27 protein-coding genes are annotated in these 24,875 nt (G+C 64.5%); 11 read left to right on the top strand and 16 right to left on the bottom strand.

Annotated features, from left to right (window positions below; translation table 11 throughout):
- Window positions 1-49: 49 nt before the first annotated feature.
- On the top strand, window positions 50-1,033 hold the full coding sequence (locus IB263_RS09625; RefSeq protein WP_060516013.1) for a nucleoside recognition domain-containing protein: 984 nt from the start codon (window positions 50-52) through the stop codon (window positions 1,031-1,033).
- A 25-nt stretch (window positions 1,034-1,058) separates the two neighbouring features.
- On the opposite strand, the gene ftrA is transcribed toward IB263_RS09625, so the two are convergent.
- Complete coding sequence (gene ftrA, locus IB263_RS09630) at window positions 1,059-2,093, bottom strand: transcriptional regulator FtrA (RefSeq protein ID WP_134886381.1); 1,035 nt, start codon at window positions 2,091-2,093, stop codon at window positions 1,059-1,061.
- A gap of 86 nt (window positions 2,094-2,179) precedes the next feature.
- On the opposite strand from ftrA, the gene IB263_RS09635 reads away from it, so the two are divergent.
- Complete coding sequence (locus tag IB263_RS09635; protein WP_060582746.1) at window positions 2,180-2,611, top strand: rhodanese-like domain-containing protein; 432 nt, start codon at window positions 2,180-2,182, stop codon at window positions 2,609-2,611.
- Between the two features lie 242 nt (window positions 2,612-2,853).
- The gene (locus tag IB263_RS09640) at window positions 2,854-3,276 is read left to right on the top strand and encodes a GNAT family N-acetyltransferase (RefSeq protein WP_180316460.1); all 423 of its coding nucleotides are present in this window, start codon (window positions 2,854-2,856) and stop codon (window positions 3,274-3,276) included.
- A 732-nt stretch (window positions 3,277-4,008) separates the two neighbouring features.
- Here IB263_RS09640 and IB263_RS09645 read toward each other — a convergent pair.
- Window positions 4,009-5,241, bottom strand: a complete 1,233-nt coding sequence (locus IB263_RS09645) for an HlyD family secretion protein (RefSeq protein ID WP_034792791.1) — start codon at window positions 5,239-5,241, stop codon at window positions 4,009-4,011.
- Window positions 5,242-5,244: 3 nt separating this feature from the next.
- The gene (locus IB263_RS09650) at window positions 5,245-5,718 is read right to left on the bottom strand and encodes a hypothetical protein (RefSeq protein ID WP_051659258.1); all 474 of its coding nucleotides are present in this window, start codon (window positions 5,716-5,718) and stop codon (window positions 5,245-5,247) included.
- 287 nt (window positions 5,719-6,005) lie between these two features.
- Here IB263_RS09650 and IB263_RS09655 point away from each other — a divergent pair, with 287 nt between their 5' ends.
- Complete coding sequence (locus tag IB263_RS09655) at window positions 6,006-6,731, top strand: bifunctional 2-polyprenyl-6-hydroxyphenol methylase/3-demethylubiquinol 3-O-methyltransferase UbiG (RefSeq protein WP_060516012.1); 726 nt, start codon at window positions 6,006-6,008, stop codon at window positions 6,729-6,731.
- A gap of 38 nt (window positions 6,732-6,769) precedes the next feature.
- Here IB263_RS09655 and IB263_RS09660 read toward each other — a convergent pair whose 3' ends face one another.
- Together IB263_RS09660 and IB263_RS09665 are read right to left on the bottom strand one after the other, a co-directional pair.
- On the bottom strand, window positions 6,770-8,038 hold the full coding sequence (locus tag IB263_RS09660; RefSeq protein WP_060516011.1) for an NAD(P)/FAD-dependent oxidoreductase: 1,269 nt from the start codon (window positions 8,036-8,038) through the stop codon (window positions 6,770-6,772).
- 128 nt (window positions 8,039-8,166) lie between these two features.
- Entirely contained in the window at window positions 8,167-8,481 is a 315-nt protein-coding gene (locus IB263_RS09665; RefSeq protein WP_060516178.1) for a DUF1272 domain-containing protein, read from the bottom strand.
- A 70-nt stretch (window positions 8,482-8,551) separates the two neighbouring features.
- Between IB263_RS09665 and IB263_RS09670 the strand changes: the two genes are divergently transcribed.
- Complete coding sequence (locus IB263_RS09670) at window positions 8,552-9,538, top strand: GlxA family transcriptional regulator (protein ID WP_192438415.1); 987 nt, start codon at window positions 8,552-8,554, stop codon at window positions 9,536-9,538.
- Window positions 9,539-9,561: 23 nt separating this feature from the next.
- On the opposite strand, the gene IB263_RS09675 is transcribed toward IB263_RS09670, so the two are convergent.
- Window positions 9,562-10,158, bottom strand: a complete 597-nt coding sequence (locus tag IB263_RS09675; protein ID WP_060582741.1) for an isochorismatase family protein — start codon at window positions 10,156-10,158, stop codon at window positions 9,562-9,564.
- A gap of 6 nt (window positions 10,159-10,164) precedes the next feature.
- The gene (locus IB263_RS09680; protein ID WP_043622517.1) at window positions 10,165-10,629 is read right to left on the bottom strand and encodes an Lrp/AsnC family transcriptional regulator; all 465 of its coding nucleotides are present in this window, start codon (window positions 10,627-10,629) and stop codon (window positions 10,165-10,167) included.
- Between the two features lie 189 nt (window positions 10,630-10,818).
- On the opposite strand from IB263_RS09680, the gene IB263_RS09685 reads away from it, so the two are divergent.
- A complete protein-coding gene (locus IB263_RS09685; protein ID WP_090294241.1) occupies window positions 10,819-11,538 on the top strand; it encodes an aspartate/glutamate racemase family protein in 720 nt (239 codons plus the stop codon).
- A gap of 62 nt (window positions 11,539-11,600) precedes the next feature.
- Here IB263_RS09685 and IB263_RS34680 read toward each other — a convergent pair whose 3' ends face one another.
- The 4 genes from IB263_RS34680 to IB263_RS09705 form a co-directional block, all read right to left on the bottom strand.
- Window positions 11,601-12,491: a GrpB family protein gene (locus IB263_RS34680; RefSeq protein ID WP_192438416.1), complete on the bottom strand. Its 891-nt coding sequence runs from the start codon at window positions 12,489-12,491 to the stop codon at window positions 11,601-11,603.
- Entirely contained in the window at window positions 12,492-12,884 is a 393-nt protein-coding gene (locus tag IB263_RS09695) for a glyoxalase/bleomycin resistance/dioxygenase family protein (protein ID WP_192438417.1), read from the bottom strand.
- 52 nt (window positions 12,885-12,936) lie between these two features.
- The gene (locus tag IB263_RS09700) at window positions 12,937-14,217 is read right to left on the bottom strand and encodes an NAD(P)/FAD-dependent oxidoreductase (RefSeq protein WP_192438418.1); all 1,281 of its coding nucleotides are present in this window, start codon (window positions 14,215-14,217) and stop codon (window positions 12,937-12,939) included.
- Window positions 14,218-14,648: 431 nt separating this feature from the next.
- Window positions 14,649-15,053, bottom strand: coding sequence for a helix-turn-helix domain-containing protein (locus IB263_RS09705; protein WP_034792759.1), 405 nt, complete (start codon window positions 15,051-15,053; stop codon window positions 14,649-14,651).
- Window positions 15,054-15,253: 200 nt separating this feature from the next.
- Between IB263_RS09705 and IB263_RS09710 the strand changes: the two genes are divergently transcribed.
- Together IB263_RS09710 and IB263_RS09715 are read left to right on the top strand one after the other, a co-directional pair.
- On the top strand, window positions 15,254-16,138 hold the full coding sequence (locus tag IB263_RS09710) for an SDR family oxidoreductase (RefSeq protein WP_192438419.1): 885 nt from the start codon (window positions 15,254-15,256) through the stop codon (window positions 16,136-16,138).
- A gap of 207 nt (window positions 16,139-16,345) precedes the next feature.
- Window positions 16,346-16,729 carry a VOC family protein gene (locus IB263_RS09715; RefSeq protein WP_034792755.1) on the top strand — a complete coding sequence of 128 codons (384 nt, stop codon included), beginning with the start codon at window positions 16,346-16,348 and terminating at the stop codon, window positions 16,727-16,729.
- Between the two features lie 108 nt (window positions 16,730-16,837).
- Here the strand turns inward: IB263_RS09715 and IB263_RS09720 are convergent, their stop codons facing one another.
- The 3 genes from IB263_RS09720 to IB263_RS09730 form a co-directional block, all read right to left on the bottom strand.
- The gene (locus IB263_RS09720; protein WP_113506262.1) at window positions 16,838-18,052 is read right to left on the bottom strand and encodes a multidrug effflux MFS transporter; all 1,215 of its coding nucleotides are present in this window, start codon (window positions 18,050-18,052) and stop codon (window positions 16,838-16,840) included.
- Between the two features lie 99 nt (window positions 18,053-18,151).
- Window positions 18,152-18,784, bottom strand: a complete 633-nt coding sequence (locus tag IB263_RS09725; protein WP_113189364.1) for a histidine phosphatase family protein — start codon at window positions 18,782-18,784, stop codon at window positions 18,152-18,154.
- A gap of 12 nt (window positions 18,785-18,796) precedes the next feature.
- Window positions 18,797-19,549: a pyridoxine 5'-phosphate synthase gene (locus IB263_RS09730; protein WP_034792749.1), complete on the bottom strand. Its 753-nt coding sequence runs from the start codon at window positions 19,547-19,549 to the stop codon at window positions 18,797-18,799.
- A gap of 473 nt (window positions 19,550-20,022) precedes the next feature.
- On the opposite strand from IB263_RS09730, the gene IB263_RS09735 reads away from it, so the two are divergent.
- The 3 genes from IB263_RS09735 (at window position 20,023) to IB263_RS09745 (ending at window position 23,135) form a co-directional block, all read left to right on the top strand.
- Window positions 20,023-21,135 (top strand): hypothetical protein, encoded by a 1,113-nt coding sequence (locus tag IB263_RS09735; RefSeq protein ID WP_060516001.1) that lies wholly within the window; start codon window positions 20,023-20,025, stop codon window positions 21,133-21,135.
- A 397-nt stretch (window positions 21,136-21,532) separates the two neighbouring features.
- The gene (locus IB263_RS09740) at window positions 21,533-22,207 is read left to right on the top strand and encodes a MerR family transcriptional regulator (protein ID WP_034792747.1); all 675 of its coding nucleotides are present in this window, start codon (window positions 21,533-21,535) and stop codon (window positions 22,205-22,207) included.
- Window positions 22,208-22,460: 253 nt separating this feature from the next.
- Window positions 22,461-23,135 (top strand): hypothetical protein, encoded by a 675-nt coding sequence (locus IB263_RS09745; RefSeq protein WP_034792746.1) that lies wholly within the window; start codon window positions 22,461-22,463, stop codon window positions 23,133-23,135.
- Window positions 23,136-23,156: 21 nt separating this feature from the next.
- Here IB263_RS09745 and IB263_RS09750 read toward each other — a convergent pair whose 3' ends face one another.
- A complete protein-coding gene (locus IB263_RS09750; protein ID WP_192438420.1) occupies window positions 23,157-23,516 on the bottom strand; it encodes a VOC family protein in 360 nt (119 codons plus the stop codon).
- 38 nt (window positions 23,517-23,554) lie between these two features.
- On the bottom strand, window positions 23,555-24,682 hold the full coding sequence (locus IB263_RS09755) for an ATP-dependent RecD-like DNA helicase (RefSeq protein WP_034792744.1): 1,128 nt from the start codon (window positions 24,680-24,682) through the stop codon (window positions 23,555-23,557).
- Between the last annotated feature and the right edge of the window lie 193 nt (window positions 24,683-24,875).

The raw sequence follows: 24,875 nt of genomic DNA on the forward strand, positions 1-24,875 counted from the left end.
CGAACGGCCTGGCGTTAGTCCTTGGACAACATCCCAAGGAGAGACCGCCATGACCGTCCTGATCATCCTCTACCGCAAGACACTTGCCACCCTCGAAGTCTACTTCGATCTGGTGCGCATCATCGTGCCCGTCACCATCGTCACCCATGTGCTGCAGGAACTCGGCGTGATCCGCGCGGTCGCACCCGCCTTTGAGCCGGTCATGACGGTGATCGGCCTGCCGCCCGAGTTTGCCTTCGCGTGGCTCACCGGCCTGCTCGTCGGCATCTGGGGCGCCGTCGTCGTGGTCTTCGCGCTGGTGCCGGTCTCGGAGCTGACGACTGCCGACATGACGGTGTTTTCAGCGCTGATGCTGGTGGCGCATGCCATCCCGATCGAACAGCGCATCATCCAGAAGGCGGGCCCAAGCTTCCTCGTCACCGCCGCGATAAGGATCGGCGGCGGCCTCATCTTCGCAGCCCTCCTGCATCAGCTCTTCGCCGTCACCGGATGGCTTGCAACCCCGCTCGCCCCCACCTGGATCCCGGCCAACGAGGGCTCCGGCTGGGTCGCCTTCGCCTTCGGCACGCTGAAGACGCTTCTGACCATGCTCGTCGTGCTGCTCGCGCTCAGTTGGACGATCGAGATCCTCAAGCTCGTCGGCATCCTCGCATGGCTGAACCGGGGCATGGCGCCGCTCTTTCGCCTTGCGGGCGTCAAGACCGAGACCGTGCCCTTTGCCGCCGTCGGCGTCCTGCTTGGCATTTCCTATGGTGGCGCGCTTCTGATCCGCGAGGCGCGCGAGGCCAAGGTCGAGCCGCGCCAGGTGTTCCTCGCCTGCGTCTTCATGGGCTTTGGCCATAGCCTCATCGAGGACACGCTGGTGGTCGTGGCGCTGGGGGCGGATTTCACCAGCGTCTTCTTCGGCCGGCTGGTCTTTGCCATCGTCGCCACGGCCATCGTCGCCAGGGCGATCGCCGCAGCACCCGACGCCGTGTTCTTCGGGTCGTTCTTCCGCAAGGACGGCGGCGAGCCTGCCTTGTCGGAGGCTTGAAGCCTGCTATCGAGGCGCGGCGGACCTACTCCGCCGCGATTTCTGCCACTGATGCCGGCCCCGCCATCCGCCCGAAGGCGGCACGGTAGGCGGCGGGTGTCGTCGAAAGCTGCTGGCGGAAGTGATGACGCAGCGTCTGGGTGGAGCCGAAGCCGGAGGCTTCCGCCACCTGCTCCATGCCGAGCGCGGTCTCCTCCAGCAATTGCCGGGCGCGCGACAGCCGCTCGGACAAAAGCCAGCGCGCCGGCGTCGTGCCGGTCGCCGCCTCGAAGCGGCGCAGGAAGGTGCGCTCGCTCATGCCCGCAGCCTTTGCCAGCGCCGCAATCGAAAAGTCCTCACCGAGCCGTTCGCGCATACGGTCAAGCAGCGGCCCGAGCCGGGCGCTCTCATGAACGTCGGGCACCGCCCGCTCGATGAACTGCGCCTGGCCGCCGTCGCGATGCGGCGGCACGACGAGACGGCGGGCGACGCGGTTGGCCGCCTCGCTGCCGAAATCGCGGCGGATCAGGTGCAGGCAGAGATCGATGCCGGCCGCACTGCCAGCCGAGGTCAGAACCTCGCCGCCATCGACATAGAGCACATCCGGCACCACCTCGATGTCTGGATAAAGCGCTTTCAGCTTGTCGGTATAGCGCCAGTGGGTCGTCGCCCGCCGGCTCGATAGCAGCCCGGCAGCCGCCAGCACGAAGACGCCGGAGCAGATGGAAAGCACGCGCGCGCCCCGCGCGCAAGCGTCCCTCAGCGCCTGGCACACCACCTCGGGCACGGGCTGATCGGCGCCGCGCCAGCCGGGCACGATGATCGTGCCGGCCTGGCCCAAAAGCTCGATGCCGCCGTCGGCGACAAAGCGAACGCCGCCGGTCGCCCTAAGCTCACCCGGATCGACCGAGGCGACGGCAAAACGGTACCAGCCCTGGCCCATTTCCGGCCGCGGCAGGCCGAACATCTCGACGGCGACGCCGAACTCGAAGGTACAGAGCCCGTCATAGGCGAGCGCCACGACGAGCGGGTTTGTGAGTGGTGCGGCAACGGAAAACGACTTTGGCATGATCTTGAGCATATATGGCAATGTTGCCAACTGCCAGCCCTGATCCAGTGCTGCTACACATATCCTCGTCAACGCGCACCGAGCCAAGGAGAACCCCGATGAGCACCGTCACCGAAATTCCCGCCGCATCGCCTGAGATCGCCATTGCCCATTTTGCCGGGCGGCTCAGTGTCGAGACCGATTGCTCCGACGTCGCCCAGGCGCTGAAGAGCGGCGAGCAGGACTTCGTGCTGCTGCACGTCGTCGGCTCGGATGCGGCCTATGCGCGCCGCCACGTGCCGGGCGCGATCCACCTGCCCCACCGGCAGATCACTGCGGAGCGTTTGGCCGAATGGCCGGCCGATACCCTCTTCGTCGCCTATTGCGCCGGCCCCCATTGCAACGGCGCCGACCAGGCCGCACTCAAGCTCGCCAGGCTCGGCCGGCCGGTGAAGATCATGATCGGCGGCATCACCGGCTGGGAAGACGAAGGCCTCGCCTTTGCGACCGGCGCGACCCCCGGCGAAGCGCAGGCTCTGCTCGCCGCTTAAGCCGGCGCCAAACGCCCTTTGCAGCGCCGCACGCCTTGCCGGATGCGCGGCACTGCAGCATTTTGGATCGCGATCGATTTCAGCCTGAAATCGATCGCGATTGCGGCAAATGATGCGGTAAGTTCGGCCTTCCACCGGCCCTCGGTAACCCGCCCCGGCCAGCTAACCCCTTTGCACGAGATATCGCGATGCCCGCGTCACCCGTTATCGTCCGCCCATTTGAACGAGATGACGTCGCCTGCGTGCTGCGGCTGATGCGCGGCCTTGCAGTCTTCGAAGCTTATATTGACGCGTTCCGCGTGACCGAGATCGATCTGATCGAGCATGGGCTTGGCGACAACCCACGCTTTGGCGTGCTGGTCGCGGAGTTTGGCAGCCGTGTCATTGGCATCGCTGTGCATTACGTCATCCCCTGGACCTACGATCTGAAGCCGACGCTGGTGCTGAAGGAACTTTTCGTCGATGAAACAGCACGTTCCCTGGGAGCCGGCGCGGCGCTGATCGACGCCTTGAAACGTCATGCCGCAGCGATCGGCGCACCGCGCATCGAATGGTCGGTGCTTGCGAGCAACGAAAATGCCAAGCGCTTCTACCTGCGCCAGGGCGCGATACACGATGCGATATGGGAGCCCTGGACGCTGCCGATCGGGACCGACGAGACCTAAAAGGGAGTGTGGGGGATTTGTCTTTGTCCATGCGGGCTACCGTCAGGAAAATCCTGACCCGATTGGGTGAAAAAGCTGGGGATTTTCCCGTAACCCAAATTGACTATTAAAATCCCCTTAAAATCCATTGCTTTCAGATCACGCTTTTGCCACACTGTACTTGCGATTGCGCCCCAGAAGTATGCAATCCCCGGAAGAGTATGCATGCTTGTGGTTATATTGCAGTGCAGTTGCTTTATTAATTTTATTGCGCGCTTGAGCCTCCGTCCCCACGGGGGCTCAATCATTTTTGGACACCCCTTTTCCCTCCGTGACGGCCCGGCGCTCTCGGGGCCTTCCAGAGAAGGAGGCAAGGCATAGACGCAACGGAAGATAGCGCCGCATAGATCGCTCCCGCAAACATTGCGGCCTTTCAGGTGGGAAGCTGTCCGTTGAATTCCACGCCCTTGAAACCATCGATCCCGGCAAGATCGACGATGCAGCCGAGGCGATCTTGCCGGGCGAAGATGCGCTGTCTCGCATCGCAATTCGACGGCACACGCGACCGCTTCAACCGCGAGGACCCCGCGCGGGCTTTGGCGCTGGAGGATTGGCCCCGTTGGCAAGGACGGGGTTCAACGTTTGCAGGCCGATCGGACGAGGCTGAAGGAAGCGGTGGCCCGCCTGCAGGGGAATGTCTGCAGGCGGCAGGCGCCGGCCGGGATCGGAAACCCCGGCCGCGTGTCTTCGTGCTTAATGCCCGCCGAGCACCAGCGTCTGCACCGGCAGCATCAGCGCCTGAATGCGCAGGATCGCCGCATGCACGAGGCCAACGGCATCGACACCGTGCAGATAGGCCCACTGCAGCGTGCTGATCCCCGGCTTGTCCAGTTCGTCGTGGTTGCTGGTGTAGGCATTGGCGATGCAACTGCTGCCGGGCGGAACGTCGTCGAGCACGCCGGGATAAAGCGGCTCCATGACCACGGTCAGCGTGCCGGGTTGCGAGATCTGCGTAACGTCGATCAGCTGGTCGCTGGCGCGCACCTGGCCGGAGGCAATCACGTCCTGCACCTCTGTGACGACGAGCGGAATGATGGTGAACGGCTTGCCGACGCAGGTCGCCTCGCCGATCATGCCGGGCTTCATCACCTGAGCCTCGATCTGCCCGAAGCCGGCCACCAGCCGGGCCCGGCCCGCGTCTTCCGGCACGAGCACGCCCGCTGGCCTCAGCAGCGGGTTGACGATTTCGCCGACCCGAAGCGTGAACTGCTGCAGCGTGCCGGACACGCCGGCGCGCACGGTGGTCTTGGTAATATCGACCTCCGCCTGCTTCAGCGCCGCTTCGGCGCTGGCCTTCTGCGACGGCAGCAGCGATTGCAGCTTCGTCTCCAGCGTCTGCTTGTTGGAAAGCACAGCGGTCAGCGCGCCCTTGCGCCCTTCGAGAAGCACCTGCTTGCGCTCGATTTCGCGGCGGGCAACGACGTTCGGGTTGAGCCGGTTAAGCTCCACCTGTGTGTTGTATTCGTCCTCGGCCTGCTTCACGTCGGCCTGTGCCTGGACGATCGCGCCATCAGCGGCAACAAGCTCGGTGCGACCGACAGCCAATTCGGCGTCAACCTCGGCGATCTGGCGGCGGGCGACTTCGGCGGCCGCTTCCTCCTCCGAACTGTCGAGCTTGAACAGCGGCTGGCCGGCCTTCACCTTCTCAAAGCGCGTGGCATAGATCTCGGTGACGCGCCCGTTGGTCTCCGGCAGCACGGCGACCGTACGGAAAGCCGCGGTTACGTTCTTCGTCGACGGGTGGAAGTAGAAAATCAGCGTGATCAGGGAGATGGTCAGAACGATGCAGGCGGTAATACCCCAGCGCAGCTCGAACCAGACCGAATAGATAGTGATCTCGCGCCCGATGCGTTTTCCCTGGCCGTAACGGCGGAAGAGATAGTCGGGCAGGATGGTCAGCATCGAGCAAAGGATAAACTCGAACATGGCTTATGCCTTCCCTTCCGTCGATGGCTGAGCGGGCGATGCGTGGCCGTGGCCGGGCAACGCGTGCGGCTGTGGGTGGCTTGCTGCAGGCTCGGCCTCCACGTCCCTCGCCTCCGGCACGGTCGGCTGGTCCACCTTGCCGGCAATCCGCTCCAGCGAACCGGCGATCGATGAAAGCGGCGAGGAGAAATCGGGAAGGTCGATCAAGGCCAAAAGCAGAGCTGCGCCCCACAGGAGGTTGTTATGGGTGAGCAGCGACAGGAGCGCCAGGACCGCCACCAGCTCCAGCTGGATCTTGTTGGTCTTGTGCGCCATGACCTCCGGCAGCGAATGCAGCCTGAGATAGAGTGTTCCGAGCGCGAAAATCGCCACGATCAGAAAAACGGCAACCGCGTTCAAAAGCCAGTCGGACTGGCCCGGGGCTGTAATAAAGCCCGGCAGGTGATGGATGGCTGCAGGATGGATGGCTTCGGACATTACGCCTCCGCAAATCGGACTGGACCACGAGAATCGAACATTAGCACCCCTCAAAAAAAACGAAATAGAAGCTTGCACTTCAGCCGCAACTTGACCTTGCGGCAACACGCGCCCTATCAATCGACGCGCCGGCACTTCGAAGCGCCGCCGGTTTCGAGCAGGATCGAAAGGCACATGCTGTTCCCGCGGTAACGGCACCGGATGCCCACTCGCCCTAACGCGCGCAGACGCCCGCGCCCCTTTCGCGGCGCGTGCCGGCACAAGTACAGCCAGAAGGAGAGACCGCCATGGCCCAGAACATCTATGATCGTCAGGAGTTTTTCGAGGGCTACAGCCAGCTCGGGCGCTCGGTGCATGGTCTTGCCGGGGCCGCGGAATGGCCGGCGATTCGCGCGCTCCTACCGGATCTTTCCGGAAGCCGCGTCGTCGATCTCGGCTGCGGCTATGGCTGGTTTTCGCGCCACGCCCGCGAGGCCGGTGCCGCCCATGTGCTCGGGCTCGATCTCTCCGAGAAGATGATCGCCCGCGCCAAGGCCGACACATCAGATCCAGCAATCGACTACAAGATTGCCGATCTCGACCAGCTCGACCTGCCCGAAACGAGCTTCGACTTCGCCTACAGCTCGCTGGCCTTCCACTATATCGAGGATTTCGGCCGGCTGGTCGCGACCATCCACAAGGCGCTGGTACCCGGCGCCCATTTCGTGTTCACCATCGAGCACCCGATCTACATGGCCCCGCACAATCCCGGCTGGCGCATCACCGATGGCGAGCGCACCTGGCCCGTTGATCACTACTCAGCCGAAGGCCCGCGCACGACGAACTGGCTGGCCAAGGGCGTGATCAAGCACCACCGCACCATCGGCACGACGCTGAACACGCTGATTGGCGCAGGCTTCGCCATCCGCCACGTCGAGGAATGGCGGCCGACGCAAGAGCAGATCGCCGAGATCCCGGCTCTGGCCGAAGAGATGGACCGGCCGATGATCCTGATCGTGAAGGTGCAGAAGTAAGCGACGACGACGGCCGTTACATTGGCCGCCTCTCGCCATTACCCCTTCTCCTTCAGCGTCTCCTTCTGGGTGATCAGCCGGGCACTGTGCTGTCCGCTCAGATACGTCCAGAACCAGCTCCAGGCGACGGCGAAGCGGCTGCGCGTGCCGATCAGGAAGTAGATGTGGGCGATGCCCCAGATCCACCAGGCAAGCGCGCCCTTGAGCTTGAAGCGGCCGAAATCGATGATCGCCGCGCGCCGACCGATGGTGGCAAGGCTGCCCTGGTGGCGATAGCGGAAGTCTCCGGGCGGCTTGTCGCCTGAAAGCCGCGCGCGGATGACGTCGGCCACATAGGCGCCCTGCTGCTTGGCGGCCGGCGCAATGCCCGGCACCGGCTTGCCGCCGTCATAGGTGACGGCAGCCGTGTCGCCGATGACGAAAACGTCGGGATGGCCGGGAGCCGTGAGGTCAGCACCGACGATCGCCCGGCCGGCGCGGTCGGCCGGGATATCCAGCCAGCGGGCAGCGGGCGAGGCCTGCACACCGGCGGCCCAGACGAGCGTACGGCTGCCGACGAACTGGTCGCCGATGACAACGCCCTCTTCCGTGCAGGATGTCACGGGTGTACCGGTGCGAACCTCGACGCCGAGCCGCTCCAGCTCCTTGACCGCATAGGCCGAAAGATCCTCGCTGAAGGCGGCGAGAATGCGCGGCCCCGCTTCCACCAGGATCACACGGGCCTGCCGCGTGTCGATGCGGCGAAATTCGTCGGGAAGCGTGCGGTGCGCCATCTCGGCGATGATGCCGGCAAGCTCGACGCCGGTCGGGCCGGCACCGATGACGGTGAAGGTCAGGAGGGCGGCACGGAGATCAGGATCCTCTTCGAGCTCGGCGCGCTCGAAGGCGAGCAGCACCCGCCGCCGGATCGTCGTCGCGTCTTCCAGCGTCTTCAAGCCGGGGGCAAAGGGCTCCCATTCGTCATGGCCGAAATAGGCATGCGTCGCCCCGGTCGCCAGCACCAGCGTGTCGTAGCCGATCCGCTTGCCGTCCCTGAGCACCACGGCCTTTCCGGCTTCGTCGACATCGCTCACCTCGCCAAGCAGCGTCGTCACCTCCGGCCGGTCGCGCCAGAGGCTGCGGATCGGCCAGGCGATTTCAGAGGTCGCGATCAGCGTTGTTGCCACCTGGTAGAGCAAGGGCTGGAAGAGATGATGGTTGCGCCGGTCGATGAGGGTGATCCTCACCGGCGCGCCGGCAAGCCCCTTGACGAGTTGCAATCCGCCAAACCCGCCGCCGACAACGACCACGTGATGCCTGTCCTGCATGTTCTTTCCAGTCGGCTTTGCGACCGGCCTTCCGTTGGACATGCCACAACATTGGGGTTGTGACCGCCAAGGACAAGCGCAACCACCTCATGTCACCCTTGCAAAAAGTCAAGAACAGCCCGCAACCGTCAGCGCTCGTTCGGCGCGAGATGCCGGATCCGCGCTACATGCGCCGCAATATCCTTAGCCGTAAACGGTGAATGGCGACGTACGTCGCTGGCGGGATCAAAGCCGAGACCCAACCGCTTTTCCGGGCGAAAGGACTGCTGGGGCCGGATCGGCCTTGGCGCAAATCCGCCGCCGCAGGTCGGGCAGACATTGTGAAGCACCGTTTCCACGCAGCTTGCGCAATAGGTGCATTCGTAAGAGCAGATGCGCGCGTCCGCGGACGCCGGCGGCAGGTCGCGGTCGCACAGTTCGCAGTTCGGTCTGAGTTCAAGCATGGTCGGCTCCATCGGTTGCGGATGATGTCCCCGCTTGCTCCCATGAAAAGCCTTTGGCATAAATGACAATATGCCCTCGTTTTATGCCAACCCCGAGAATGCCGCGCGGACCGTCGCGATCGTGCTCTTCGATCGCACCAAGCTGATCGATGTGACCGGCCCGCTGCAGGTCTTCAACGACACCCGCACCGCGTCGGGCTCCCGGGCCTATTCCATCGCGCTGGTCTCTGAGTTCGGCGGCCCGGTCGCAACGGACACAGGCGTTGCGCTCGATACCCGTCCGTTCTCCGATTGCACCGCGCCCGACACCCTGCTCGTCTCGGGCGGGCAAAGCGCGCTCGAAGCGGCGAATTCGGAAGGGCTGCAAGCATTCCTGGCGGCCATGGCCGGCCGATGTCGGCGCCTCGGCTCCATCTGCCTCGGCGCCTTCATTCTCGCGCGCGGCGGCCATCTTGATGGGCGGCGCGCAACGACCCATTGGGAAGATTGCGCCCAGCTGCAGCAGGATTTCCCAGATATCGACGTGCGCGAGGATTCGATCTACGAGCAGGATCGCGGCATCTGGACCTCCGCCGGCGTGACCGCCGGCATCGACATGGCGCTTGCGATGGTCGAAGAGGACCTCGGCCGCAGCGAGGCCCTGCGGCTCGCGCGCTCCCTGGTGCTCTACGTCAAGCGCACGGGCGGCCAGCGCCAGTTCAGCGCCGCCCTGCACCAGCAGATGACGAGCCGAGGCGACCGCTTCGATGCGCTGGTGGCCGAGATCCGCTCCGATCTTGCAGCCGACCTCTCCGTGCCGCGGCTTGCGGACATGGCGCGCATGAGCGAACGGAGTTTCTCCCGCCTGTTCACGCAGGAGGTCGGGACAAGCCCGGCGCAGTTCGTCGAGGAATTGCGGGTCGATGCGGCCTGCGAGGCGCTCCAGCGCGGGGACGTGCCCGTCTCGCAAGCGTCGTTTCTCTTCGGCTTCGGAAACGCCGAGCGCATGCGCCGCGCCTTTCAGCGCCGCAAGGGCATCGCGCCCTCGGACTATGCGGCCCGCTTCGGCCCGCCCTGACGGACGAAACCCGGAGGGGAAGCTTAAGAGGACGGAGACGCGACGGCGAAGGTGATGTCTTCCACCGCATCCGTGAGCACGATCTCGTCACCGAGCGACCATTCGGCCGCGCGTGCGGCGAGACGCGCAGGCACCATCGGCGAGCGGCCAGGCCCGGGCGGCACGTCATAGGTGGCGTGTGCGTCATTGGCGAGGATCACGGTGAAGTCCTTAGCCATGGCCGTGCGGGCTGTCGCCGCCAGGCACATTTCCGAAAGCATGCCGCAGATCGCGATCGTCTCGACCTTGCGCGCCCGGAGCTGGTCTTCGAGATCGGTGCCGTCGAAGCCGTCGTCGTTCCGTTTGCGCACCACCACCTCGCCTGACTTGGCGGCAAAGAACAACTGCCAGCCATCGGTCTCCGGTTCGTCGACGGCGCCCTTGGGCCCATCGTTCTGCAGGAAGATCACCGGCACGCCGGCCGAACGCGCCTTCTGCAGAAGCAGGCCAACTGCCCGTTGCAGATCGACATGGCCGGGCACGGCTTCAGGCCCGGAAATAAAGGCCCGCTGCACATCGACAATCACCAGCGCATCGGCAACGTCGCCACCGACCGCCTTGCTCACAGCGTCATTCGTCATTTCGCCTCACACCGCATAATCGACCGGCACCGCCGTGCCGCTCTTCAGGATTTCCATCGAGATCGAGGCGGAGACGTCGAAGAGTTCGACCTTGCGCACGATCTGCTTGTAGACCACGTCGTAGTGCTCGACACGCGGCAGCACGACCTTGACGATATAGTCATGATTTCCCGTCAAACGATGGGCCTCGACGATTTCGGGGATATCGCTGATCGCCCGGCGGAAGGTTTCGATCCATTCGTCCGAGTGGTGCGCCGTCTTGATCAGGGCAAACACGGTCGTCGGCACGCCCATGCGCTCGCGGTCGAGCACGACGATGCGCCTGGCGATGTAACCCGCCTCCTCCAGCCGCTGGATGCGGCGCGAACAGGCTGAAAGCGACAGGTTCACCCGCTCCGCCAATTCGCCGACGGCCACACTCGCATCCTGCTGCAGCAGCGCCAGCAGCTTCCTGTCTCTATCGTCGAGCACGCCGATCCCTCCCATGATCAGAAATTCATACGCTACATAATTGCACATTCACTCCAACATGCGCAAACCATTCGCGCGCATGGCCGCTTTTGCTCCCATCAAAGCGAACCATTGCCGCCGACCCTGCGGCATAGTTCAGCCCATCAAACGACGGTCACCACGGACGGCGGCGGTAGCGGACAGAGAGGAATGGTTATGCGCAAGATCGGTCTTATCGGCGGCATGAGCTTCGAAAGCTCGGCGGTCTACTATCGCATGGTCAACGAGGCCGTTCGCGACCACCTGGGCGGGCTGCATTCGGCCGAGGTGCTTTTGCATTCCGTCGACTTCCAGTCGATCGTCGACCTGCAGAAGGCCGGCCGCTGGGAAGACGCTGCCAAGCGGCTTGCCGATGTCGCCCAGGGCCTCGAAGCGGCCGGTGCGGACTGCGTGCTGATCTGCACCAACACCATGCACCTGATCGCCGATCAGGTTCAGGCAGCAATCGACATCCCCCTCATCAACATCATCGACGAGACGGCAGCGCGCCTGAAGGCCGCAGGCAGCCGCCGGCCGCTGCTGCTTGCCACCCGCTACACCATGGAGCACGGCTTTTATGCCGAGCGCATGAGAAGCCACGGCATCGACATCCTGGTGCCGGATGCGGACGGCCGCACCCTCGTGCACGATGTCATCTTCGACGAACTTTGCGCCGGCAAGGTGCTGCGCTCGTCCCGCCGGGCGCTGATCGAATTGATCGACAAGGCCGAAGCGGAAGGCGCGGACGCCGTCATCCTCGGCTGCACCGAAATCTGTCTGACCCTCGACCCGAGAGCCTTGCCGCTGCCGGGCTTCGATTCCACCGCGATCCACGCGGAAGCTGCCGTCGAATTCGCACTGGATGGGGTTTGCCTCAAGCGGGCCGCGTAGCTAGCCGAGGGCTAGGCTAGGCTGCCCAATCGCGCCACATCGATCAGCCGCCACAAAGACGGCTATCGGCGGCGCGCAAGCGGCTGCAGGAAGACGCGCTCATAGCTCACGAACGGCGGATCGTCGGCGTAAAGCGCGTTCGCTGCCATCCCATCGGGATCCGCGGCCACATCGCTGCGATAGCGCAGATACGCCGCCTCGTCCGCAAAGGTGAAGAGCGCGACGGCGATGTCGCCGGCTCCATCTTCGCCCACCCCCGGAAAACTGGCGCCAACGCCCTCAGGTTTTTCGCGCGGCACGAAATAGCCGTGATGCGTCCCGCCATGCCGCTCGATCAGCGTCATCCAGGTTTGCGCATAGGCCTCGAATTCCGCCAGGCGGCCCGGTTTCAGCCGGTAGCGGATCTCGCAAGTGACTGTTGCTTGCACCATGGCGGACCGATCTCCTGTCATCCGGTCTTCGCGGTCGACGATCGCGTCGACGAAGCGCGTCTTCTCAGCGGTGTAGCGATCGCCGTCATATCGATAGGCCTCGGCGAGGCGTGCCTTCAGCTCCGCGTAGGCCAAGGCGGTGTCCGCATGGCTGCGCAGATGGTCGCGGAAGACAAGACGCCGTCGATGGGTCTCGTTGTCCGGCGGGCAGAGATAGACGCGCCGCTTCGGCTCGACCCCCTGCAGCATAAAGGCCCAGACATCGTCGTCGTACCGGTTGCCGCGTGCCTGATAGCCGGCCGCAACGAGAAGCGCGCTGGCAGCCGCAATGTCGGGCAGCCCCCTCAAGGTCACATCGATATCGATGACGGCCTTTGCCGCCATGCCGGGAACGGCCGTGCTGCCGATATGATCGACGGCGATGACCAGCGCATCCAGGATGCGCCTGAGATCCTGCGCGATCTCCAGGTAGCGCTGCGGCCAGTTGGGATCATAGGCAACGATTTCCACCCGCGTCGCCATTCAAAGCCCCGCCTCGTTGTCGATGCCGCCCTCTCCCGGACGCGGCCCGCGAAGGCCGATACAATTGCCCCAGGGGTCGCGCACCTGGCACATCCACAGCCCCTCCTGGATCGCCATCGGCCCGCGATAGAGATGCGCGCCGAGCGCCTCGAAATGGGCGAGCGCCCGATCGAGGTCCGCGACCGCCCAGTAGACGACGGAACCGGCAGCACCGCTCGCCACCTTCTCGTCGGCCTGGACGATCTCGAGATCGATGGTGCCGATCCGCAGATAGGAAAAATCAAAGGCGGCAAGAAACCGATGTTCAGCGTCAGGAAATGCGCGCTGATACCAGGCAAGACCCGCCTGCGTATCGGCCACATGCACCAGAATGGCCGCCACGCCGTCCGCCATCACCCCCTCCATCCGCCATCCGGATCGCCTTGATACAGGATTCGCGGCCGTCTCAGGTGGAAATCGCCGGAGCGGCCGCTTGGCCGCGCTCGTCCGCGCCGCCCCGCACCGCCTGCCAATCGCATTCGGCAAGCCCCGCCGGCTTGAACGGGTCGATCAGCGTGCCCGAGACGATCGAGGCGAGCAGCCCCTGCATCGGCGGGGTGCGCGCAACTGTGGCTACCAGCCTGTCGCGCAGCCAGGCGAGAGCCGTCGAGTCCGACTGGTAGAAGGGCGTGAAGAGAAGCGACAGCAGCTGGAACAGCGCGACGTGGTTGCGGCGTGCGGCGGCATAGGCAGCAAGTGCGGCATCGAGATCGCCAGCCGTCTCCAGCGCATGCGAAAGTGCTGCGACGTCGAGCAGCGCCATATTCGCCCCCTGCCCGAGCTGCGGGCTCGTCGAATGGGCGCTGTCGCCGACAAAGGCGATGCGGCCGGAGACCGGCGGGCGCATGGTGCGGTGCGCATAGCGCGCCAGCGTCAGTTGCTCCCAGTCACTGATCTGATCCAGCAACGGCGCACAATCCGGCCAGTAATCGAGAATGCGCGCCTTCCAGCGATCGAGCCCGGCCTGCCGTATCACGTCTGCGTCCGATACCTTGAGGCTCCAGAAGAAGGCGACGCGGTCGCGCTCGCCCATCCGCGCGCGGCCCGCCGGCAGGATGCCGATCATCACCTTCGCCCGGTCGTAGCGCTGCACCAAAGCGTGCGCATCATGATTGAGGCCGTCGCTGTCGAGCGTCGCCCAGAAGGCGCCATAGGCAAGCTCGCGCACCTTGGGCGCGGCGGTCGAACCGGCTGCCAGCGTCGAGCGTGCGCCGCTTGCATCGATCACCAGATCATAGGCGCCCGCCTCATGGCCTTGCGCATCCAGCAACACGGCCTTGCCGCCAGCCATGCGAACCTTGGTCAGCGTGACGCCGGTCTTGACCGGCAGCCCGGCCGCGGCCACGGCATCGTGAAGCGTATTGAAGAGGGCCGCGCGCTGCACCGCCAGCCCGAAGCGCCCACCGGCGAGCGCATCATAGCGCACGTCGAGCACGGTGCGCCCGGATTTGGCATCGGCGCCATAGAGCCGGTCGATCCGGCTGCCGAGGACCAGCATCGGCTGCAACAGGCCGAGTGTGTTCAGGACCGTCAGCCCCGTCGGCTGCAGCATCAGCCCGGAACCGACAGGTGAAGCTGCGTCGAACCGCTCGCGGATCTCCACCCGATGACCGCGCCGCGACAGCATCAGTGCCGCTGCCAGCCCCGCCGGGCCGGCGCCCGCTATGCCGATATGAAGTGTCTTCATGGTTCCCCGAGGTGACGCAGATGATCGGCGAAACTATAGGGAAAATCAAAGTGCTAGGGCAAGGTCACGCCACCGGGACACGACGTCGCGCGTGGCGCTTGACGTTGCGTCATGCTGCAAAGAAGTGGCCGCCCCTCATCCGGCCTGCCGGCCATGCTCTCCCCGCAGGCGGGCGAAGTGGCACCCGCTCGTTTCATCGTCGCTCCCGCCAGTTGTGTCACCGTGGCAACGATCGGCGCGCCTTCGGTCTCATCTGACGGCTGCCCCACTCGGCAACGCTCCGACCGGGCGCGTCCCCTCTCCCCGTCTGCGGGGAGAGGGTTAGGGTGAGGGGCAAGCCCCACGAAACGATCACCGGACACGAAAATAGCAGGCGCGCCACAGCGCAACCAACCCGCGACTAAGGGGCATCATCGCCGCTACGAAACGCCCTACCCCTGCGCGTCATACACCTCGCGCGCGGCCCGAATGGCGCCGTGGTTTTCCACAGACCAGTCGACGAAGTGCTTGAGCAGGCCGAGCAGCGAGCGCCCGAGATCGGTCAGCGCATATTCGACGCTCGGCGGCTGTGTGGGGTAGACGGTGCGGTGGATGTAGCCGTCGCGCTGCAGGTCCCGCAGCGTCTGGGTCAACATGCGCTGGGAGATGTCGGGGATCAGCCGGCGGAGCTGCGAGAAGCGCAAGGGGCCGTCGGCGAGCGACAGGATCATCAGCGAGTTCCACTTGCCGCCGATATTGTCCATGACGTCGCGGACCGGGCAGTTTTCCATATCCATCGGCACGCCGCAGACGATCGCCACGCGCTTGCCCTTCATGTCCCCGGTCGGCTTGTTCATCGGCGGTACCCTTTTTGTAACCACAGCAGAAAAAACTGCCTCCTTTACAGCCCTACTGCGATTACGCGATAAGAGCAAGTCTCAAAAAGAGACCATGTGCCGAAGCGTCTCCCAGGCAACGGCAGGAAGAGCCGGCGAGGCCTGCGCCGCGGCGTTCTGCGCGCGTTTCCGTCTCGGCCAAAACAGAAAAGGTAAAGACCATGTCCGATACATTGCTCGTCACCGGCGCAACCGGCCAACTCGGCAAGCTCGTGCTCGACCAGTTGCTTGCGTCCGGCATCGCACCGGCCCGGATCATCGCCACCAGCCGCGATACGGCGAAGCTCGCCGATTATATCGCCGGGGGTGTTCAGGCCCGCGTCGCCGATTTCGACGATCCCGCTTCGCTCGACCAGGCCTTTGCCGGCGCCGACCGGATCCTGATTATCTCGACCGACGCGCTGGACCAGCCCGGCAAGCGGCTGAAGCAGCATCTGGCCGCCGTTGCGGCTGCGGAGAAGGCCGGCGCCAAGCACATCGTCTACACCTCGATGCCGAGCCCGGAAACCTCGGTCATTCCCTTCGCACCCGATCATCTCGGCACTGAAAACGCCATCAAGGCGACCGGCATTCCCTATACGATCCTGCGCAACGGCTGGTACATGGAGAACCTGTTCATGGCCCTGCCGCATGCCCTTGAGACCGGGCAATGGTATTCTTCTTCGGGCGAAGGCCGCCTCGCCCACATCGCCCGCGGTGATGCCGCCAAGGCCGCAGCCGCAGCCCTTGCCGCCTCCACAAGCGAGAGCCACACCTATACGCTGACGGGCGGCGAGCTGCGCTCGACGGACGAGATCGCAGCCCTCGTCGCCAAGGCGACCGGCAAGTCCCTCAACGTCGTGCACATCTCCGACGAGGCGCTCGCAGGCGGCCTGAAGAGCGCCGGCCTGCCGGACTTCCTGATCCCGATCGTCGTTTCCTTCGACGCCAACACCCGCGGGGGTCACATCGACATGGTGACGGGCGATGTCACCGCGCTGACCGGCGCGACGCCGGTGACGCTCGCCGCCTTTCTCGAAGCGAGCAAGGCGCGACTTGCCAGCTAAGCGGTAAGCCAGGCAGCGGGAGCCCGGCCGTTTGCGTCGGGCTCTCGAAACGACCTTTGCCATGCTGTCGGCACCGGGAGGGCACGTGCTGCCCGCCCTGCCGGCCAGACAATCTTCGCCATGGTCGTCACCGCCATTTGTTCTTGCTTTGTTCACTTTTTCGCTCTATGAATTCTCCTGGCTTCACCGCTTAAAAAAGGGGAAATCATGAGCGTTTATCTGACCGTCGGTGCATTGGATTCCGCCAGATCCAATGCCTTCTACGATGCCACCCTGGCGACGATCGGCTGGAAGGCGCACACGGACTTTCCGGACTGGCGCGCCTATTCCGAAGGCGGAACCGGCAATGGTCCCGTGCTGTGGGTCTGCAAGCCCTTCAACAATGAACCGGCAAGCGCTGGAAATGGTTCGATGGTCGGCTTCATGGTCCAGTCCCGTCAGGACGTCGATGCCTTCTACCAGGCAGGCATGGCCAATGGCGGAACGGATGAGGGCGCCCCCAACCCGCGGCCGCATTATGGGCCGCACTGGTACGCGGCCTACATGCGCGATCCCTCCGGAAACAAGATTTCCGTCGTCTATAACGGTTAGCCCATCGCTGCCTTGGCCGGGCACGATAACCGGGCATCCGAAGCACCGCGCTCGCCGGCATGGGAAGGCTGATGCCTGGCACGCGGGCTTGGCAGCTTTTGCCGTCGCCTACCGGAAGGCCTCCACCGGCGAAGCATCGGCCCTCAGCGCAAGCTCGGCCAGAACGAGCGCACCGACGCCGGCGAGAAAGAAGCCGGCCGAAAGGTTAAGTGTCGTGCCATCGTAGAAGGCGCCCACCGCGATCGAAAACACCGTCGCCACGAGGCTGGAGCCGGAGGCGATCAGCGATGCACCGAGCCCGGCCACCTGCCCGAGCGAACGCATGGCCATGGCGTTGAGATTGCCGAACAGCACGCCGACCGCAAAGAAGGCGGCAAAGCCGAGCACCAGCAGCATCGCAAGCGGCGGCCGCCCGCCCCAATAGAGCGATGCCGCAAGCATCGCCAGCCCTGCCGTGGCCAGGCCCACAAAACCCCGGCGCGCCATCGCCTCCGCGCCGAAGCGCTGCACGAGCTTGGCATTGAGGAACGAGGCAAGCCCGATGCCGGTCGCCAGCATGGCAAAATAGAGCGGGAAGGTCTCACCGATCCCGTAGGCGTCGAAGAAGAGGTCGGCGGCCGTGCTCAGATAGAGAAGCTGCGCGCCGAAGACGAGCCCGGTCGCGACGATCAGCAACGTCACCCGCCGATGCGACAGGATGCGCCGCCCGTTCGATACGAGCAGCCCCAGGCGAAAGGGAATGCGTTTGTCGGCCGGCAGTGTTTCCGGCTGCCGCATCACCAGCCACAGGCCGAGAACGCCAGCCGCCGCGAGATAGACGGCAAATATGCTGCGCCAGCCGGCTACAGTGATGATCCCCTGCGCCAGTGTCGGCGCAAGCATCGGCACCAGAATGAACAGCGTGAACATGAACGACATGACGCGGGCCATCGCGTCACCCTCGAACTGGTCGCGGATCATCGCCCTCGTCGCGATCTTCGGCCCGGAGACGCCGACACCCTGAAGAAACCGGCCGAGGATGACCATTTCGAGCGAGTTCGCCACCATGGCGATGACCGTTCCGAGCGCATAGACGCCAAGGCCCAGGACCAGCGCCCTCTTCCGCCCCATCGCATCGGAAAGCGGCCCGAGCAGCAGTTCGCCGAACGCCATGCCGAGAATGAACAGCGAAATCACATGCTGGGTGGAAAGCGGCGGCGCGACGCCGACGTCGGCGCCGATCTGGCGCAGACCCGGCAACAGTGCGTCGATGCTGATCGAGGTCAGCGATGTCAGAAGCGCATAGAGAACGATGCGCTCGCGAAAACTGGTCTGAATGATCATGGGCCGGAGATGGGCGAGAGGACGGGCTTACTCTATAGCAGCCCCCGTTGCAGATTGCATTGCGTTCGCGCCTGCGTAGCCCTGAGTATTTTCAGGATGTTACGGCGTCTCATTTGCCAGATGCGCGGCATCCGCCAAGCGGACGACGGCGCGATTCCTGAAAAAATCATCCTCGCGCAGATGAGTGATGCTTCCGGATTTCGCCGGGAAGCTCAAGAAACCGGCGGCCTCGATCGGAACCTTCATCCAGGCCGCCATCACCAGCGTCAGCGTGAAGCCGTGGGTGACGATGATCTGCGTCGGACAGGGCCTGGCGACGATCGCCTCGACGCAAGGGTAGACCCGAAGCGCCACGTCGCGGCGGGTTTCCGCGCCGTCGATACCGCAATCATGATCCAGCCGATTGTCGTCCGGCGCCGCGGTATAGCGCGCGTCGAGCCAGGCCTGCGGCCTGCCGCCGGCCACGCCATAGCTGATTTCGCGAAGAGCGGCGGTTTCCGTCACGGGCGCGGCAAGGCGCGCGGCGATCGCCGCCGCCGTTTCAGCAGTGCGCAAAAGGTCGGAGCTGAAGATCTCGACCTGCCTCCCGCCGACAAGGGTCGCAAGACGCTCGGCCGTGGCCGCCGCATCCTTTCGGCCGCGCTCGCTCAGGCCGGTATCGTACCAGCCGCCCACCCTGCCCTCGGCATGGTGGACGGATTGCGTGTGGGTGACGACGAAGAGTTCCTTCATGGCGAAGGCGCCTCAGACCTCCTGCCCGCAGGCGCGACGGAAACGGCGCACGGTCTCGGCCATGCCGTATTCCAGCGCATCGGCGGTCAGGCCGTGGCCGATCGACACTTCGGCAAGGTTCGGAATGTGCCTGGCAAGCAGTGGCAGGTTGGCGACCGTCAGGTCGTGGCCGGCATTGACGTCGAGACCGAGCTCGGCCGCCAGCGCCGCCGTGCGGCCAAGCTCGCCGGCGATCTTCTCGGCCTTTTCCGGATCGTCATAGCAGCCGCCATAGGGGCCGGTGTAGAGTTCGATGCGGTCCGCACCCGTTTCCTTGGCGATGCGCAGCGCCTCCATGTCCTCGTCGCCATCGGCAAACAGCGAAACGCGAAAACCCTTCTTCTTCAGCCGGCCGACCACATGGCCGAGCAGATTGTGGTTCTTGCGGAAATCCCAGCCGTGGTCGGAGGTCGCCTGCGCCGGATCGTCGGGCACCAGCGTCACCTGTTCCGGCCGGTGCGCTTCGACGAGACCGAGGAACTCCTCGTTCGGGTAGCCTTCCATGTTGAATTCCGTCTCCGGGAATGCGCCGTCGATCAGGTCGCGGATCGGCTGCAGGTCGGAAAAGCGGACATGGCGCTGATCCGGCCGGGGATGCACCGTCAGGCCGGCGGCGCCGGCTTCGAGCGCAATGCGCCCGAGTGCGGTGACGGAGGGCCAGGGTAGATCGCGCCGGTTGCGAAGCATTGCGACGGCATTCAGATTCACGGACAGTTTTGCAGGCATGTCTGAACTTTCCAGAGGCGGGGCCGCTCACGGCCCGATGCGGGCAATGTGGATGCAATGTTCTACTGCATATTTAACGAAAGCAGAAACGGTTTGAGGTCGGGATTATGCAGCAATTCCAAGGAGTACCAATGCAATATCCGCGTCAATGGCGCGCAGTGCGTTTGCCCGCCTTGTCTTGATCAAATCTTGACAATCGATCTCTCTAATATGCAGGAAAGCTCAACCACCGGAACGAAACCTTCGGGCCGCCGGCACGCCGGCACCGGGCGAGCGAGCAACGCTACGATCTGTCACAGGGATTGAGGACGCAATTTTTACGTTTATTTCAGAAAAAACTCAAATTTGGCGTCTATCACCCCTGACAACCACTTCTTTTGGCCTTAAATTTCCGAATCAGATCGAATGGCCCTGGCCTACGCCGCGATCGCCTTCATAGATTTTTAGATCACATGACCCTGGAGCAAGCACCGATGACGACGGTCGAAAGACCCTGCGATGAGACGATACGGCGGACGCTCCGTCGCATCCTCGAAAGCAAGGCTTTCGCGCGCTCCGAGCGCTTGCGGGCGTTCCTCGCCTATGTCGTCGAAAAGGAGATGATCGGCGAGGGCCATCAGCTCAAGGGGTACTCGATCGCCATCGACGTCTTCGACCGGCCACAGGCCTTCAACGCCGACAGCGACCCGCTGGTGCGCGTGCATGCCGGCAAGCTGCGCAAGCTGCTCAAGGCCTTCTACGAGGGCGACGGCGCCGACGAGGAATGGCGCATTGCCATTCCCAAGGGAACCTACGTTCCGGAATACCGCCACGCGCGGACGGAAGTCGCCGAAACTGCCGCCCCCGCGCCGCGTCAGCCGAAGCCGGCCAAGCGGCGCTTTGCCGGGCATCGCCCCGCCTGGCCGCCGGCCCCGCTCTCCTCGCCGCTCTCCGTTCTGAGCGTCCTGCCGCTGTTGCTCTTTGCACCGATGCCGTCGCAGGAAATGACGCTGGACCTCGACGCCCAGGCCAAGCTCTTCAACGCCCGCCACGCAACCGAGCGGGTGCTGCCCGCCGTTACCGTGAAGCTCAGCGGCGCCGAAAACAGCGATGCGAAGGCCTTCGCCACGGCGCTGCGGCTTGCCGCCCAGCGCCACAAGACGCTGGCGCGCGCCACCGATGGCGACACCGGCCGCCCCGTTTCGCGCAACTCCGCCCTCTCCTTCACCGTGCAGGTGACCTGGTACGACGCACCGGCCCAGGGCATTCGCGTCACCCTCTCCCATGACGGCGAGAACGTGCCGATGCGCCAGGACTTCATCACCTGGAAGCGGCTCGAGACCGAGCCTGACCTGCTTTTCGAGAGCATGTCGCTCGCCGCCGAACTGTTTTCGCTCGATGGCGAGATCTATAATCACGCCCGCGAAGAGCAGATCGAAAGCCCGCTGATGGGCTGCATGGCCGCCACCCAGCGCTATCGCAAGCACCTCACCCGCGACACCTTCGAGACCGCCTGGTCCTGCCAGCAGAAACTCTCGCCGCTGCGCGGCGACGAGCCGCTGTTCATCCTCAGCGCCAACAGCCCGCTCAAGGTCATCGGACACTGAGCCTGCCCGGCGGGGCGGGCAAAGTCCGGTCCGCATGAAGCGGCTGCGACCCCCGGTCCGCCACATTCGCCTGCCATACTGGGACTGGTCATATTAGCGATTCGCGTATACGGTACACGCATGCGTTGGGAATGGGTGCCTGGGTGCTCGTCAGGCAAGCATCGATGTCCTGAGTAAACCGTGCCTGGTGCGCGGAGGTGCCCCAACCGAGCAGCAGGTATTGTCGTTGACGATCAACGAGTGCCTCACCGCGCGGATCCGTCCGCACCTTTGAGACCCGACGATCGCCACCGCTTCCGGACGCGGATTGCGCGCGCCCCTGGGTCGGTCTCGATTCAGGAAATTGCAGAAACAGCGCGTCGAAAGACGCGCAGGCTGTAGACCGGGGACCTTCGACATGCCGCGAGACCACTGGAAATTCGAGGGCGTGCTGGCCGCGCCCGATCGTGTCGGCTTTCTGCCCGACCTGCCGCTTCCCCACCACGACCCCACGACGCCTCTGGCGATCGCCGACATGGCCGACGCTTTCGGCGTCACCCATCGCACGCTGCACTTCTACGAGGAAAAGGGGCTCCTGACCGCCGCCCGCATGGGGCCGATGCGGGTCTACAACGAAGATCACATTCGCCGCATGGCCGTCATCAACGCCTGCCGCGAGATCGACATGCCGATCTCGACCATCCTGGAACTGCTGACCGGACTTGCGGGCACCGAGGAGCAGGCCGAAGCCGACAAGCTGTTTCGCGACGCCCTGCTTGCCCGACGGCGTGAGCTTGCCGCCCAGCAGGCAAACCTGCGCCGGCAGATGCAGCGCATCACCGAGCTGCTCGAAACCACCGACGGAGGCGAAGCCACCGATGAGGACGGCCATGTCCATCTCTCGCCGATCGAAAGCGAGTGCCTGACCTTCATGGCCGACGGCTATCCGGCGGCGCGCATCGCCGGCCTGATGGACATGGACGTGGCAGCAGCGCTTACCCTTGAAGCCGGCATCATCCGCAAGTTCGGCGCTAACAACCGCTTCCAGGCGATCGCCAAGGCGGTGCTTTCAGGCATGATCTCGCCGGAATAGCGAGGACACGGCAGCCTCCCCCGATGCCTTGCCGTCCGCATCCTCGTGCGTGAAGAGGACGAGGTCGCGTTGCGCCTCGCCTCGGTCACGACGCTCTGCTGCAGCCCCTGCCCGCAGGCCTGCCACAGTAATACGCGCCGAACAGTTTGCAGGTCCACGCGGCACAATTCTCTTGAACGGCAGACATTGCGGTGTCGCCATTATCCCGCACGTGTTACGAGGGCGCCTGAACAAATACGGACGAGAGACCCCGATGCTTCCCTGGATAGAGCTGGACCGCGCAACCATTCCCGGTGACGGCGACGAGCTGCGCCTGAAGCAGCGCGGGCAGGAATTCTCGATCATGCTCGGCTCGAACGAGCTGATGAACAGCCGGTTGAGCGGCTCGGAGGAAGCGCTGGCGACACTCGCCCATGAGCGCATCGCCGGCGGCAAGAACCTGAGCATGCTGATCGGCGGCCTGGGCATGGGCTTTACCTTGCGCGCGGCCCTTGCCGTGCTGCCAGGCGATGCCCGCGTGACCGTCGCCGAACTGGTTCCGGCCGTCGTCGACTGGGCGCGCGGCCCCATGGCCGAGCTGCACAAGGGCACGCTCGACGATCCCCGCGTCGATATCCATGTCGGCGATGTCGGCGCACTGATCCGCTCGAAGAAGGCCGCCTACGACGCCATCCTGCTCGATGTCGACAATGGCCCGGATGGCCTGACGCGCCCCTCCAACGACAGCCTCTACAGCCACACCGGCCTTCGCGCCGCTCAAGCCGCCCTTCGGGCTGGCGGCGTGCTTTCCGTCTGGTCGTCAGCACCCGACAGCGCCTTCACCCGCCGCCTGCGCGAAGTCGGCTTTGCGGCCGACGAGGTGAACGTGCGCGCCAACGGCAAACGCGGCGGCGCCCGCCATATGATCTGGATGGCAACGAAGCGGTAACAGCTCAAGACGGGCTGCACCTCAGATCTTGCGGAAGGCGCGGCTCGATATCGAGATCGGATTGCCTGATGGGTCCTTCGCATTGGCGAACTGATAGCCATCGGCCTGATGGATGGCCCCGAATACCAGCCCTTCCTGAGCGCACCCTCCGCTGAAGGCTTCGACATCCCTGACATCGAATACCAGCTTGATGAGGGATTGGCCTTTCCGCTGCCCCTTGGCCGCCGGATGGACCATCAGGCTGGCGCCACCGTCTTGCGGGATCAGCTCGACGATACGGTCGCCCGCCTCGCGCGATGTCTGGAAGCCGAAGTGTTTTTCGTAGAAGCGAACCGTCGCTTCCACGTCATGGGCGTAGAGAATGATCCTGTTGATCGGCAACGGCGTCCCTTCCCTCAGGTCGCGCCCGGCTCAATCACTCAACGAACGATGGTCAGCCGCTCCGCAGCGCGAGTAATCGCGGTATAGAGCCAGCGCTCGCGGGTATCGCGGAAGGCCCAGCTTTCGTCGAACAGCACGACATTGTTCCACTGCGAGCCCTGCGCCTTGTGCACCGTCAGCGCGTAGCCGTAGTCGAACTCGTCGTAGCGCTTGCGCGTCGTCCAGGGGATCTCGCCCTCGACATCCTCGAAGGCCGCCTTCAACAGCTTGATCTTGGCGGCACCCCGATCCATGTCGTCGTCTTCGGGACGGATCATCAGGTTGATGCCCGGCTTCACCGTCTCCTTCGAAGAGCTCATCACCTGCCACAGCGAGCCGTTGAGCAGGCCCTTGGCCGGGTCGTTCCGGAGGCACACGAGCTTGTCGCCGGATTGCGGATACTCGCTGGTGAAGCCTTTCAGTTCGCGCAGGCGCTGGTTGTAGCGCCGGCGGGTCTTGTTGGTGCCGACCAGCACCTGGTCGGCTTCGAGCACCAGTTCCTGGTTCACCTGAGAGCGACCGATCACATGCGTGGTGCCATAGTCGCCATGCATGATCTCCTTGCCTTCGCGCACCTGCATGGCGAGCTGGATGATCGGATTGTCGCGCGCCTGGCGGTGAATGTCCGTCAGCAGGTAGTCCGGCTCCTGATTGGTGAAATAGCCGCCGCCCGTAACCGGCGGCAGCTGGCCGGGGTCGCCAAGCACCAGGATCGGCGTGCCGAAGCTCATCAGGTCCTTGCCGAGTGCCTCGTCCACCATCGAGCATTCGTCGACGATGATCAGCGCCGCCTTGGCGACCGGGCTCTGGCGGTTGATCGCAAACATCGGCGCGATCGAGGTCTTGCCGGTTTCCTCGTCGGAAACCTCCTCTTCGCCGCGCGGCCGGTAGATCAGCGAGTGAATGGTCTTGGCGTTGCTCGCGCCCTTGGAGCGCAGCACCTGCGCCGCCTTGCCGGTAAAGGCGGCAAACAGCACGTCGCCATCGACATGCTCGGCAAAATGCCGGGCCAGCGTCGTCTTGCCGGTACCGGCATAGCCGAACAGCCTAAAGAGCGGCGAGCGGCCCTCTTTCAGCCATTGCGAAACGGCCTTCAGGGCCTCGTCCTGTTGCGGTGCGAATTGCATGAGGCTGAGTGTCAGGATTCGGGCCGCACACGCAAGCCCGGAATTGCGGCCCCACCGGAGGACCAGGAGCCGCCAGCTTCGCGAGCGTCACCGCCGCGCGCAAAATTACCTCGTAAAATCAAGGCCGCGCCTCGTCACCGCTCTTTCCGGCGCGGCTTACGCCCGGCCGAATCTGTTCACGTTTTTTTCTCAT

This window comes from Ensifer sp. ENS03 (genome assembly GCF_014852035.1).
GTDB lineage: Bacteria > Pseudomonadota > Alphaproteobacteria > Rhizobiales > Rhizobiaceae > Ensifer > Ensifer adhaerens.